The 13,073-nt window shown below is 63.2% G+C and carries 14 protein-coding genes; 13 read left to right on the top strand and 1 reads right to left on the bottom strand.

What is annotated here, in order from left to right; all coding sequences use genetic code 11:
- The 9 genes from R4P64_RS06520 to R4P64_RS06480 all read left to right on the top strand — a co-directional run bounded on the left by R4P64_RS06520 (position 1) and on the right by R4P64_RS06480 (position 9,004).
- Complete coding sequence (locus R4P64_RS06520) at positions 1 to 1,482, top strand: condensation domain-containing protein (protein ID WP_317819895.1); 1,482 nt, start codon at positions 1 to 3, stop codon at positions 1,480 to 1,482.
- Entirely contained in the window at positions 1,482 to 2,945 is a 1,464-nt protein-coding gene (locus R4P64_RS06515; RefSeq protein ID WP_317819894.1) for a condensation domain-containing protein, read from the top strand. The genes R4P64_RS06520 and R4P64_RS06515 overlap by 1 nt, the downstream gene beginning before the upstream one ends.
- 128 nt (positions 2,946 to 3,073) lie before the next feature.
- Positions 3,074 to 3,976 (top strand): sulfurtransferase, encoded by a 903-nt coding sequence (locus R4P64_RS06510; RefSeq protein ID WP_033231227.1) that lies wholly within the window; start codon positions 3,074 to 3,076, stop codon positions 3,974 to 3,976.
- Positions 3,973 to 4,389, top strand: a complete 417-nt coding sequence (locus tag R4P64_RS06505) for a SufE family protein (protein ID WP_033231228.1) — start codon at positions 3,973 to 3,975, stop codon at positions 4,387 to 4,389. Before R4P64_RS06510 ends, R4P64_RS06505 begins: the two co-directional genes overlap by 4 nt.
- Positions 4,390 to 4,399: 10 nt before the next feature.
- Positions 4,400 to 5,812 carry a condensation domain-containing protein gene (locus tag R4P64_RS06500; RefSeq protein ID WP_317819893.1) on the top strand — a complete coding sequence of 471 codons (1,413 nt, stop codon included), beginning with the start codon at positions 4,400 to 4,402 and terminating at the stop codon, positions 5,810 to 5,812.
- Between the two features lie 140 nt (positions 5,813 to 5,952).
- A complete protein-coding gene (locus R4P64_RS06495) occupies positions 5,953 to 7,749 on the top strand; it encodes an acetyl/propionyl/methylcrotonyl-CoA carboxylase subunit alpha (protein WP_033231230.1) in 1,797 nt (598 codons plus the stop codon).
- A gap of 163 nt (positions 7,750 to 7,912) precedes the next feature.
- The gene (locus R4P64_RS06490; protein WP_092801241.1) at positions 7,913 to 8,314 is read left to right on the top strand and encodes a DUF1707 domain-containing protein; all 402 of its coding nucleotides are present in this window, start codon (positions 7,913 to 7,915) and stop codon (positions 8,312 to 8,314) included.
- A gap of 4 nt (positions 8,315 to 8,318) precedes the next feature.
- The gene (locus R4P64_RS06485; RefSeq protein ID WP_033231232.1) at positions 8,319 to 8,660 is read left to right on the top strand and encodes a hypothetical protein; all 342 of its coding nucleotides are present in this window, start codon (positions 8,319 to 8,321) and stop codon (positions 8,658 to 8,660) included.
- The gene (locus R4P64_RS06480) at positions 8,657 to 9,004 is read left to right on the top strand and encodes a VanZ family protein (RefSeq protein ID WP_045070628.1); all 348 of its coding nucleotides are present in this window, start codon (positions 8,657 to 8,659) and stop codon (positions 9,002 to 9,004) included. The genes R4P64_RS06485 and R4P64_RS06480 overlap by 4 nt, the downstream gene beginning before the upstream one ends.
- 7 nt (positions 9,005 to 9,011) lie before the next feature.
- On the opposite strand, the gene R4P64_RS06475 is transcribed toward R4P64_RS06480, so the two are convergent.
- Entirely contained in the window at positions 9,012 to 9,812 is an 801-nt protein-coding gene (locus R4P64_RS06475; RefSeq protein WP_317819888.1) for a tyrosine-protein phosphatase, read from the bottom strand.
- A 119-nt stretch (positions 9,813 to 9,931) separates the two neighbouring features.
- On the opposite strand from R4P64_RS06475, the gene uraD reads away from it, so the two are divergent.
- From uraD to R4P64_RS06455, 4 genes are read left to right on the top strand one after another with little or no spacing between them, the layout of a single operon-like run.
- A complete protein-coding gene (gene uraD / locus R4P64_RS06470) occupies positions 9,932 to 10,450 on the top strand; it encodes a 2-oxo-4-hydroxy-4-carboxy-5-ureidoimidazoline decarboxylase (RefSeq protein ID WP_317819886.1) in 519 nt (172 codons plus the stop codon).
- On the top strand, positions 10,447 to 10,776 hold the full coding sequence (uraH, locus tag R4P64_RS06465) for a hydroxyisourate hydrolase (protein ID WP_033231235.1): 330 nt from the start codon (positions 10,447 to 10,449) through the stop codon (positions 10,774 to 10,776). Before uraD ends, uraH begins: the two co-directional genes overlap by 4 nt.
- A 17-nt stretch (positions 10,777 to 10,793) precedes the next feature.
- Complete coding sequence (gene pucL, locus R4P64_RS06460; protein ID WP_045071166.1) at positions 10,794 to 11,717, top strand: factor-independent urate hydroxylase; 924 nt, start codon at positions 10,794 to 10,796, stop codon at positions 11,715 to 11,717.
- Positions 11,705 to 13,069, top strand: a complete 1,365-nt coding sequence (locus tag R4P64_RS06455; RefSeq protein WP_045070636.1) for an 8-oxoguanine deaminase — start codon at positions 11,705 to 11,707, stop codon at positions 13,067 to 13,069. Before pucL ends, R4P64_RS06455 begins: the two co-directional genes overlap by 13 nt.
- The last annotated feature ends 4 nt before the right edge of the window (positions 13,070 to 13,073 follow it).

Below are 13,073 nucleotides of genomic sequence, written 5' to 3'. Positions count from 1 at the left end.
ATGGATCTGAATTTGATCACCCATTGGCGTCCACAACCCGGAAGGGTGGTCGAATGGGGGGTCACGGATGCCTGCGCCGCGAGCGCTGCCGGAGCAGAGATCAATCGGGATCTACCTCCTACAACGATGCAGGACCGTCACTTCCGACGTGCGCGGATCGCTGCTGAGAACGGTGATCCCCAATCGCCGTGGATCGGCATCGCCTTCGATTTCGACGGCCCGCTCGACCGCGCGGCGATGACGCGCGCGCTCACGAAGTACGTCCGCCGGCACGACACCCTGCACAGTTGGTTCTCGTTCGACGCTGCGATGGCCGATCCGAGCGACCCGAACTTTCCGGTGCGACGCCATGTGGTGCCGCCGGAAACCATCGATCTCACATACCGAGAAGGCCAGGAGCTGAGCGACCCGGAGGACGTCCGCGCTCTGGTCGAGCAAAAGTTTGCCACCGAGACCAGCGGATTGGGTTGGCCCGCGTTTGTCTTCGGCGCGGTGGAGCACCTCTCGCCCCAATTACCCGGCTTCACACTCTTCCACGCGATCGATCATGCGCACACCGACATGTATTCGATGGTGCTGACGTACGCGGAGCTGCGCGCGTGCTACGCCGCCGAAACGACCGGAACCGACATCGAGCTTCCAGCTGCGGGTAGTTACGCCCAGCTGGGTCGAGCCGAGCAGGAACTCTCCGCGACCTTGACCATGGAATCTCCCGAGGTTCACGAGTGGCTCGGCTACCTCATGCGCAGCGGTGGGTCGTTCCCGGGATTTGCCTTGCCGCTCGGTGCCGAGGACACCCCGAAACCCGCGATCGGATCGCGGTTCGAATTGGCCGACGATATCGAATGCGAGAAATTCGGGGCCGTCTGCAAGGAGAACGGATCGAATTTCATCGGTGGAATTTTCACTGCGCTCGCTATTACCGAATTCGAATTGGCCGGCCGCGACAAGTTCATCGCGCTCTCGCCGGTCAGCACTCGATCAGAAGCCGACACGTTCTCCCAAGGTTGGTACGTCAATCTCATTCCGGTCGGAATCGACATCGGGGAGCAACAGACGTTCACGCAATTGGCCGAGATCGGCCAGCAGGCGTATCACCGGGGCAAGTCACTCCTGCACGTATCGGTGCAACAAGTGATCGACGTCGTGCTCGCCGCCATGGGTGAAGCGGGAGCGTCGACCGGAATTACGAAGACATTGACGCCGCCCCCCATCGTCTCCTACATCGACGGCCGCCGCACGCCTGGATCGGAAACCTACGTCGAGACCAATGCCACCGGCATTGTCGGCGGTAAGGAAACGCAGATCGCCTCCATGTGGATCAATCGGGTGCAGACCGGTACCTGGATGGCGATTTCCCATCCCGACACACCGACCGCGCACGAGTCGGTCACCCGTTTCGCGAAGCACCTGGCGAATGTCATCACAACTGTTGCCACCCAGGGTGATTACTCGATTTCACGCGCGTCGGGTGTCGCCTGATGCATGTGACATCGATCGACCGTTACGGCCTCGAACCCGGCGTCGTCACCGAATGGTCGCTGCAGCCGGCTGACGACGCTGTCACCGAATCCGCGATTCCGCCGTCCTACAATCAGCATTTCCACCTCGAGACGGCGCGCACCCATGGCGTCGGCCGAAGCGTCTGGATGGCGGCAGCTTTCGATCTCCCCGGCCAATTGAACCGTCCGGCACTGGATCTGGCTCTGCGACTGTTCATCAGTCGCCACGACACGTTGCACACCGGCTTCGAGGTCGGCGAGTTCGGTGCGGTTCGGATGGATCTGGACCATGCGACCGCAACTATCGTCACGTCGGAACCGATGACCACGGCCACCACTGCGGAACTGCGCAGCCATCTCAAGAAGCGGTTCACCGAGGTCTGCGATCCCTTGACGTTCCCCGCGTACACCTTCGCGACGGTGGAGCGCGCCGAGCACTACACAGTCCTGAGCGCATTCGACCACACATTGGTGGACGGCTATTCACTGGTCATCGCACTCGGTGAGCTCCGTCAGATCTACGAGGGCTTGAACGCGCTCCCCGCGCTCGACGACGCGAGTGCTGTTGCCGACGTGATGAACCACCTGGGTGATCCGGGCAGCTTCGTGCGCTACTGCGAACTGGAAGCCGACGGGCTCGTTCCCATCGAGAACGATCCCCGCTTGCGAGAGTGGGAGCGGTTCTACGAAATCTGTGGCGGCACGTCGCCGAGTTTCCCCCTCGATCTCGGTGTGGAGGCCGGACATCCGGCGCCGCAAGGAGCGGACGTGCGGGTTCTCCTCGATGCCGAACGGACAGCGGAATTCGACTCGATCTGCACCGCAGCAGGTGGCAGTGTCTTCACCGGAGTTCTCACGGCGATGGGAATGACCACGGAATCAACTACCGGGAAATCCACACTGCCACTGCAGTTTCCGTTGCACATCCGTAAGGACCCCCGCTGGGCGGACGCAATCGGGTGGCTCACCACGAGCGCGCCGATCACCGTGCGGGTCACCCCGGACGGTGATTTCGGGGCGTCGCTGGCACATACGCACGCGTCGTTCCGGGTGGCACTGACACTCGAAGGTCTCACGATGGCACAAGTTCGTGATGCGTTGGGCGAGAAGATCCGTCGCACTCGCACTGATGTCTTCATGGTCTCGTACATCGACTACCGCAGGCTTCCAGGCACCGACGATCACGACGAACTCAACGCTCACCACATCAGCAACGTCACCGTGGCCGACGACGCGCAGTTCTGGATTTCACGGACAAACCGCGGCTTGTCACTGCGATCGAGGTTCCCGGACACCGACGTAGCGAACGTCACGATGGTGAACTTCCTCACCGAACTGGACCGGATACTCCATGACATCTGCAAGCGCGGCGTGACGCCGATCGGAAGTCTGACCGAACAATTGAGGGATTCGGCGATCGGAGCAGGAACACCGCTGATCTAGCCCGACCTGGTTCGGGGCAGCGGGAGCGGGAGCCCTCGCACGCATTCGAGCGACTCCCACGCGGGGAGCGCCTAGAATCGTTGGAGTCCGTCTATCGACCCGATCGATTCGCCTTACAGGAGCCACCCGTGCCCGTTGCCCCCGATCCTTTACCCGCGTTTGCCGAGTTCAGTAATCCCGACCGGTTGGTCTCTACTGAATGGCTGTCGGCGAATATCGGTGCGCCGGGACTGAAGGTGGTCGAATCCGACGAGGACGTTCTGCTGTACGACATCGGGCACATCCCCGGTGCCGTCAAGATCGACTGGCACCTCGACCTCAACGATCGGGTCACCCGCGATTACATCGACGGCGAGGCCTTTGCCGACCTGATGAACCGCAAGGGCATCAGCCGCGACGACACCGTTGTCATCTACGGCGACAAGAGCAACTGGTGGGCGGCATACGCTCTGTGGGTGTTCACCCTGTTCGGACACGAGGACGTCCGTCTGCTCGACGGCGGCCGCGACGCGTGGATTGCGGAGAACCGCGACACCTCGTTCGATGTCCCGTTTGCCACGTCCACCGGTTACCCGGTGATCGCGCGTAACGACGCTCCCATCCGCGCCTTCAAGGACGACGTCCTGGCGCATCTCGGCGGCGGACCGCTGATCGACGTGCGGTCACCGCAGGAGTACACCGGCGAGCGCACCCACATGCCCGATTATCCGGAGGAAGGCGCGCTGCGCGGAGGTCACATCCCCAGCGCCCGGAGCATTCCGTGGGCCAAGGCCGCCGCCCCTGACAGCCGTTTCCGCACGCGCGCAGAACTCGACGAGATCTACGGTGACCTGTCGCGCGAAGACAAGATCGTTGCGTACTGCCGTATCGGTGAGCGCTCGAGCCACACGTGGTTTGTCCTCACACACCTCCTCGGGTACCCCGACGTCCGCAACTACGACGGTTCGTGGACCGAGTGGGGCAATGCCGTGCGCGTTCCGATCGCTGTCGGCGAAGAGCCCGGAGACGTTCCCGCCGGAGCATCGGCATGAGCGAATTACCTGAGCCACTGGCGGAGATAGTCGACGACTTCGCAGCCGTCGGCACCTCCGACAAGCTCACTCTTCTTCTCGAGTTCAGTCGCGAGTTGCCGCCGCTACCCGCCGAACTCGAACAAGACGCCATGGAACCAGTTCCGGAATGTCAGTCGCCGCTGTTCCTTTCGGTGGACGATGCCGATCGTGACAAGGTCCGGCTGTATTTCAGCGCGCCCGCAGAAGCCCCGACCACTCGTGGCTTTGCCTCCATCCTGGCGCAGGGCCTCGACGGTCAGAGCGCGGACGCGATTCTTGCGGTTCCCGACGATTTCTACTCGGCGCTCGGTCTCGCGGAAGCGGTCAGTCCCCTTCGTCTGCGCGGCATGTCCGCGATGCTCGCCCGTATCAAGCGTCGTTTGCGGGGCTGAGTACAAGAACATGGAATTCACCGAACTTGCCGACTACGCGATTCCCAGTGGATCGCTCGTCGAATGGCTTCCGTGCGCAACCGGTCAATGGACGCCTGATCCGCGCCCGGCGTCGTACATCCACGAGGCGCACCTGCAGCGCTCGTCCGCGGGCGCGGGCGGGCAGTCCTGGCTCGGAACGGCGTTCGAGATCCCCGGACCACTCGATCTCGAGGCTTTCCGAATTACCTTGCAGCAGTGGATCGATCGGCACGAAGTTCTTCGCTCGCACACGTCACTCGATACCGAGTCGGGTGAGATCATTCGGCACACGGTTCCCGTGAACGGAATCGACATCGGCGTTGTCGATCACGGATACAACTCGCCGAGCCAGGTCAACTTCGAGCACCTGCACCGCCTGTTCGACGAGTTTGCGTCACCGCACAGTTGGCCGTCGTACGTGTTCGCGACCCTCACACCTCGAACCGACGACGGCCCCTTCACAGTGTTCTTCGCGGCCGATCACTCGATCATCGACGGTTTTTCCATCGTCCTGATCGCACACGAGATCGCGTCGCTGTATCGCGAGAATCTGACGGGCCAGCCTGCCAACTTGTTCCCGGTCGGCAGCTACGTCGATTTCGGGGCACAGGAACGCCAGCAGATGGCCGATCAAGACGCCGAGGACGCCGCTCTCGACGTCTGGCGAGAGGCCATGGAAGACGGCGGACTCCCCCAGTTTCCACTGCCTATCGGCGACCGGGGTCCGGAGTCCCAGAACGGGCTGTCGACGTGGCTTCTCGACACCGATCAGTCGAAGGCGTTCAGCGCCAAGTGCGCCGCGAGCGGGGTCGGCTACTTCGCGGGACTGCTCGGCCGCCTTGCCGCCGTCGGACATGACGTCGCCGGGGTCGATCATTTCCGGGTCGTGACGCCGATCCACACTCGCACCGCCCAGGAATGGGCCGGCGCGCTGGGGTGGTTCGTCGGTTTGTGTCCACTGGACATCCCGATTGATTCCGACCGCTCCTTCGACACTCTCGCCGAGCGGGCTGCCACATCGATGTCCATACGCAAGCCGGCGGCAGCGATACCGTTCGATCGCATCGGAGAGAAACTCGGAACTCCGATCCGGCCTCGATTTGTGGTGTCCTACATGGATGTTCGATTTGTCCCGGAAGCAGCACAGTGGCCGGAATGGAAGGCACGCGCGCTGCGCAGCAAGGCATACACCCATGACGTCTACCTCTGGATCAATCGAACACCACAGGGTCTCAATCTGGCCGTGCGCTATCCCAACAACGACACCGCAAACTCGTCGGTGCACAGGTATGTGGCGGCGTTCCGTCGAGCGATCGAAGAAACGGTCGTCGGCAACGAAGAGAAGAACCCGACAAACGACGCTCCCGGCTACTCGTCGGTAGCTTTGCAAACCGTTTCGTGAGCACGGCCCAGGTAGACCGATCCGGTTACAACCTGCATCGAAGCGATGAATACACTCCGAAGCGATGCCAGTAAAACTCCGACGGTGACTGCTCCGTCAGTGCACCGAGGAGACAGATAATGCGAACTACAGGAGGCTCAGTGCCCAGTCATGCCAGCGCGCACATTACGAAGGTGCTTGTCGCAAACCGCGGTGAGATCGCGGTGCGGGTCATTCGGGCAGCCAAGGACGCCGGCTACGGCAGCGTCGCTGTCTACGCCGAACCCGATGCCGACGCACAGTTCGTGAAGCTCGCAGACGAGGCGTTTGCCCTCGGTGGACAGACCTCCGCCGAGTCCTACCTCGTATTCGACAAGATTCTCGACGCAGCCCGTAAGTCCGGCGCCGACGCCATTCACCCGGGCTACGGCTTCCTCTCCGAGAACGCCGACTTCGCCCAGGCCGTCATCGACGCGAACCTCATCTGGATCGGGCCGTCACCGCAGTCCATCCGCGACCTCGGCGACAAGGTCACCGCTCGTCACATCGCCGAGCGCGCCAAGGCTCCGATGGCAGCCGGCACCAAGGACCCCGTCAAGGGTGCCGACGAGGTCGTCGCGTTCGCCAAGGAATTCGGTGTACCGGTTGCCATCAAGGCAGCATTCGGCGGCGGTGGACGCGGCATGAAGGTCGCCCAGACCATCGAGGAAATCCCCGAGCTGTTCGAATCCGCTACCCGTGAGGCCATCGCCGCCTTCGGTCGCGGCGAGTGCTTCGTCGAGCAGTACCTCGACAAGGCGCGCCACGTCGAAGCTCAGGTCATCGCCGACCAGCACGGCAACGTTGTTGTTGCCGGTACCCGCGACTGCTCGCTGCAGCGTCGTTTCCAGAAGCTCGTCGAAGAGGCTCCGGCCCCCTTCCTGACGGACGACCAGCGCGCACGCATCCACGCGTCCGCCAAGGCGATCTGCAAGGAAGCCGGCTACTACGGCGCCGGAACGGTCGAGTACCTCGTTCAGGGCGACACCATCTCCTTCCTCGAGGTCAACACCCGCCTGCAGGTCGAGCACCCTGTCACGGAAGAGACCGCAGGCATCGACCTGGTACGTCAGCAGTTCCTCATCGCCAACGGTGAAGAGCTCTCCATCAAGGAAGATCCCACCCCGCGTGGACACTCCTTCGAGTTCCGCATCAACGGCGAAGACGCCGGCCGCGGCTTCATGCCCGCCCCCGGCCCCGTTTCCGTCTACCGTGAGCCCTCGGGCCCCGGCGTCCGCGTCGATTCCGGTGTTGTTGCCGGCGACGTCATCGGCGGCCAGTTCGACTCCATGCTCGCCAAGCTCATCGTCACCGGCGCCAACCGCGAAGAAGCCCTCCAGCGTGCTTCTCGCGCTCTGGCCGAGTTCGAGATCGACGGCCTCGCGACCGTCCTCCCGTTCCACCGCCACATCGTCGAGAACCCGGCATTCGTCGGCAACGGCGAGAAGTTCGACATCTACACCAAGTGGATCGAAACCGACTGGGAAAACACCATCGAGCCGTACGCCGGTTCCGGTGCACCGGTCGACGACGAGGACGAGGCTCTGCCGCGTCAGAACGTTGTCGTCGAGGTCGGTGGACGTCGTGTCGAGGTTTCCCTCCCGGGTCAGTTCTCGCTCGGCAACGGCGGCGGCGCAGCATCCGGTGCCATCCGCAAGAAGCCGAAGGCACGCAAGCGCGGCGGCGCGGGCGGCGGCGCAGCATCCGGTGACGCCGTCACCGCTCCGATGCAGGGCACCGTCGTCAAGGTTGCCGTCACCGAGGGCCAGGAAGTTGCCGAAGGCGACCTCATCGCTGTCCTCGAGGCCATGAAGATGGAAAACCCCGTCAACGCGCACAAGGCCGGTATCGTCACCGGACTGTCCGTCGAAGCCGGCGCAGCCATCACTCAGGGCACGGTTCTGGCAGAACTGAAGTAACAGGCTTCGCACGAAGGTGCTTGCACCGGAGCTTTTGCTACGAAGGTGCTTGCACCGGAGCTTTTGCTACGAAGGTGCTTGCACCGGAGCTTTTGCACTGTGCGCCTTTCCGGTAGTTCCCACTACCGGAAAGGCGCACAGTCGTTTGAGTAGGCTGTCACTCATGGCTGATGTTCCCGACATTCGTATCGGCACTGCTGAACGTGAGCAGGCATTGACGGCGCTGACCGAGCATTTTGCAGCCGGTCGCCTCACTGTCTCGGAGTTCGACGAGCGCAGTGGAATCGTCACGGCTGCAACAACTCGCAGTGAACTCGCTCCGGTTTTCAAGGATCTTCCCGATCCCGTTCCATCTCCCGCCGCCACATCAGCTTCGGTTCCAGCGCGGAAGTTCGACCCCGACTGGTCCGGTCGCATCATGGCGGTCATCCCGATTCTTGCCCTCATCCTCTTCTTCGTCACCGGTACGTGGCTGTGGTTCCTCGCCATTCCGCTGGCCGGCGCGCTGCTGTTCGGGACGGACAAAGAACGCAAGAAGAAACGTCGCGACGACAGGAATTCCTGAATTCATGGACCCGATAGAGATCAATGCGGGCGCGTGGTATCTGCGAGCGTTGCGCGCGGACGAACGCGTCGACGACCGACCGGCGCTTGCCGACGGAGGCATCAGCGACCCCGGTTACGTAGATCTCCGGACATCTCAGTGGGCCGAGAACACCGTCTACTCGTGGGCGGTGTGCCAACCGAATACCGGTGAACTTCTGGCCGAGGTTCTGCTGACGCCCCGCGGCGCCACTGCCGAACTCACCGGTTGGGCAAGATCCGGCCACGACGACGCTCTTGCTACCGCAACTGATGCGGTTTCGCGTTTTGCCGAGGGCGCCCTCGAACTCACGGTGACGCGCGGATGACGTACAACCGGTACTGGCCACTCGCCATCGCTGTGGTGATCGCACTGATCATGTTGTTCTCCCCCGGATCCACCGTTCCGTCCGGGCCGGAGAACAGCGACAAGGTCACCCACACATTGATGTTCGTCGTTCTGGCGATGACGTCGTTGCACGCCAGAATCCCCTGGTGGCTCACGGCGCTGTGGCTGATCGCGTTTGCCGCGGTGTCCGAAGTCCTGCAGGGAGTCCTGCCGATTTCCCGTTCCGGTTCGGTGTGGGACGCGGCCGCCGATCTGGTCGGTATCGCGATCGGCATCGGGATCGTCGCCGCCGTCGGATACCGGCGACGGGCCCGCGCCGTCTAACCCGCGATCAGCCGATCAGGTTGCCGCGCAACCGAGTCTGAGCGTCCTGGTCGATCTTGAGCCCGTCGGTGAAATACGCCTCGATGGAACCGTGCACCGATTCCAGTTCGGCAAGCGATGCCTCCAGGTACTCGGGCCGTACGCCCAGAACGCCTTCGAGTAGCGTCGGATCCCCTCCCGTGGCGGCAAATTTCTCGAAGAGCGGCGCGAACAGCGGGAGCAGGACCGTGTTCGTCAGCAGGTAGTCCTCGAACACCGCGTCCTTCGACGCGCCCAGGAAGAGCAACAGCGCCGCCGCGGCCCATCCCGTCCGGTCTTTACCCGTCGTGCAGTGAATGAGTGCCGGCGCACTGGTTGGCTCTGCGAGATCGAGGAACAACTGGCGGTACGACGCCACCGCGCTGGGCAGGGTCACAAAATCGCGGTAGCTGCCTTGGAAGTACTCGAGCGCCTGCCCGCTTCCCAGCAACTCTGACGCGGCCCGGGGATCGGCGATCATCTGCTGCATCTGGGCCGGGATAGCTCGATACTGCTTGTCCGCCAATACGTCCAGTCCGAGTTCCCGGATTCCGGCCGGGGTCCGGTCCGGTGCTGTTTCGCGCTCGGAGGCGGTTCGCAGGTCGTAGATCGTGGTGACGGCCAAGTCGGCCAGCGTCTGCTCTCCTTCTTTGCTGAGCGACGCTAGATCGGTGGAGCGGTACACCGCGCCGGTTCGCACCGAACCGCCGAATCGGGACTCCGGTCCCCCGATATCGCGCAGGTTCGCCAGCGAAGGAACAACGGAAGACAGCTTCGGATTGTCAGTCATACCTACGAACATAGGCGATGACACCCTCACGACTTATGACACTCGCGACAATTGCGACGTACGATCGCCCGTAATTGCTGCGCTACATTTCCGAAACATGTTCGGATAATGCTGTGGACATGCCTACAACGAATTCCAGCGGTCTCGATGCGTTCAACGCACTCGCAGACCAATCGGTGCGCAAGGCTCTGCTCGACTGTTGCCACTCCGACGCCTGGGCGAACTCGCTCGCGGCGGCACGGCCCTTCGCGAGCGTCGACGCTCTGCTGGACAGCGCGGATTCCGTGCTGCGCGACCTACCCGAATCCGAGATCGACAAAGCCCTCGCGGGGCACCCGCGTATCGGTGAGCGCACCGAGAACGCGTCGTCGAGTCGCGAACAGGCCGCGGTATCCACGGCCGGCGCCGACATCCTCGAGCAGTTGCGCATCAAGAACGCCGAGTACGAGGACAGGTTCTCGCACGTCTACCTCGTCTGTGCAAGCGGTCGCTCCGCCACCGAACTCCTCGACATACTCCAGAAGCGACTGGAAAACGATCCGGAGTCCGAACGCCGCGTGCTACGAATCGAGTTGGCCGCTATCAATCGCATCAGACTCACCCGTCTGATCGACTCGTTGTCCGGAGATGATGCATGAGCAAGGTACTGAGTACACACGTCCTCGATGCGACAACCGGCAACCCGGCCGAAGGTGTCCACGTCCAGCTCTGCGGGCCGGACGGTTCGCCGATTTCTCAGGCCCACACCGATTCCGACGGCCGGGTCGCCGAACTTGCCCCAGACGGCCTGACTTCCGGAACCTACCGCCTGATCTTCGACACCGGAACATATTTCGAGTCGATCGGTACGGAAACCTTCTACCCGGAAGTGACAGTGACCTTCCGGATAGACGACACGAGCCGTGGCTATCACGTCCCGCTGTTGCTGTCCCCCTTTGCCTATTCCACCTATCGCGGGAGCTGAGAACCACTGTGAACACCATCAACACCACCACCGCACCGCTCTCCGGGACCATCGAACTCACCGGGCACCAGTACGGCAAGGCCGAGAATCGTGTTGTCCGGATCTACCGCGACACGCCGCGCCACGAGATTCACGACATCAACGTCTCCACTTGTCTGCGAGGCGATTTCGCCGATGCCTACCTCACCGGCGATCAGTCGAAGGTGCTACCCACCGACACTCAGAAGCAGACCGCGTACGCCTACGCCAAGGAAAAAGGCCTGATCTCGATCGAGTCGTACGGTCTCGAACTCGCATCGCATTTTGTCGACGACATCGAACCGGTGACGGGCGCACGGATCGAGATCGAGGAGTACGCCTGGGAGCGCGCGGTGGTCGACGGCGCCGAGCACGATCACACCTGGATTCGCAAGGGTCAGGAAGTGCGAACCGCGTCGATCACGCACGACGACACCGGAACCTGGGTGATCGGCGGCCTGAAGGACCTGGTTCTGCTCAAGTCCACCGGCAGTGAGTTCTCCGGGTTCCTCCAGGATCCGTACACCGTCCTCGAACCGACGCAGGACCGCGTCATGGCCACCACACTGGTGGCGCAATGGCGATTCACCACCACAGACGTCGACTGGGAATCGGTGTACGTGGCCATCAAGGCACAGATCGTGAGGCAATTCGCGACGGTGCACTCACTTGCGTTGCAGCAGACCTTGTTCCAGATCGGCAAGGCGATCCTCGAGGACTTCCCGATCATCGCCGAGGTGCGGCTGTCCGCGCCCAACAAGCACCATTTCGACTACGCGCTCGGCCGTTTCGGTATCGAGAACGACAACGAGGTGTTCCATGCCGCGGATCGCCCGTACGGCCTGATCCAGGCCGCCGTCAGCCGCTCGGACGCACCGGACGCCGGCCCATCGTGGACAACCTACGCCGGATGGCTTTCGTGACCGACTTCGTCATCAGGGGCGCTCATGTCGTCACAATGGACGGCGCCCGTACCGAATTCACCGACGGGTACGTAGCAGTTACCGGGAATACGATCACGGCCGTCGGCCAAGGGCCGGCTCCGGAGTTTCCCGGGGCACGTACCATCGACGCCCCCGGTTGCCTCGTGACGCCGGGCCTGGTGAACACGCACCATCACCTGTACCAGTGGATCACTCGCGGCCTGGCTGCCGATTCGACGCTGTTCCAGTGGCTGACCACGCTGTACCCGATCTGGGCGGGGATCGACGCCGACGCAGTGCATACGGCCGCAACCGGTGGCCTCGCCGCGCTGGCGAAGACGGGATGCACCACCACCACCGATCATCACTACGTGGTCCCACGCGATGCCGGTGACGTGTTCGAAGCGGAAATCACGGCGGCAGCCCAGGTCGGCCTGCGATTCCATCCGACGCGGGGGTCGATGGACCTCGGGCAGAGTTCCGGCGGACTGCCGCCTGATCACGTCGTGGAGAAACTTGACGACATCCTCACCGGCACCGCGTCGGTCATCGACCGGTGGCACGACCCCAGCCCCGATTCGATGCTGCGGATCGCGGTGGCACCCTGCTCCCCGTTCTCGGTCACCGAGGCGTTGCTCCGTGAGTCCGCGGTTCTGGCCCGGGATTCCGGCGTCCGAATGCACACCCATTTGGCGGAGACGCTGGACGAGCAGGACTTCTGCGCAGAGCTGTTCGGCTGCACGCCGATGGAGTACATGGAACGAGTCGGCTGGGTTGGCCCGGACGTGTGGTTCGCGCACGCCGTCCACCTCGACGATTCCGCGATCGAGACGATGGCGCGCACGGGAACCGCTGCGGCACACTGCCCTACGTCCAATGCGCGACTCGGCGCCGGGATCGCGCGCACCCGCGATTTGCTGGACGCCGGTGTCACCATCGGGCTCGGAGTCGACGGCGCGGCCAGCAACGAGGCGTGCAGTTTGGTCGAGGAGTCGCGCCACGCCCTCCTGTTCGCCCGCGCTCGCGGCGGCCCCCAGGCTTTGACGGTTCGCACCGCCCTGGAACTCGGGACCATCGGGGGTGCGAGGGTTCTCGGCCGTGAGCACGAGATCGGCTCCCTCGAAGTGGGAAAACTGGCCGACCTCGCGGTGTGGGATCTGAACACGCTCGCGCACACCGGCATCACCGACCCGGTCGCGGCGTTGGTGCTCGGCTCGACACCACCGTTGAAACTTCTGATGGTGAACGGTGCGGTTGTGGTCGCCGACGATCGGGTAACCACGATCGACGAGGACGTCGTCGCATCGGACGTTGCTCGCGCTCACCTCGACCTGGTGCGAAAGGCCGGGTGAGCCG

Source organism: Rhodococcus sp. IEGM 1366, assembly GCF_033142425.1.
Classification (GTDB): domain Bacteria; phylum Actinomycetota; class Actinomycetes; order Mycobacteriales; family Mycobacteriaceae; genus Rhodococcus_F; species Rhodococcus_F globerula.
The sequence above is the reverse complement of the archived record's forward strand: the minus strand, read 5'-3'. Positions and strand labels throughout refer to the sequence as shown.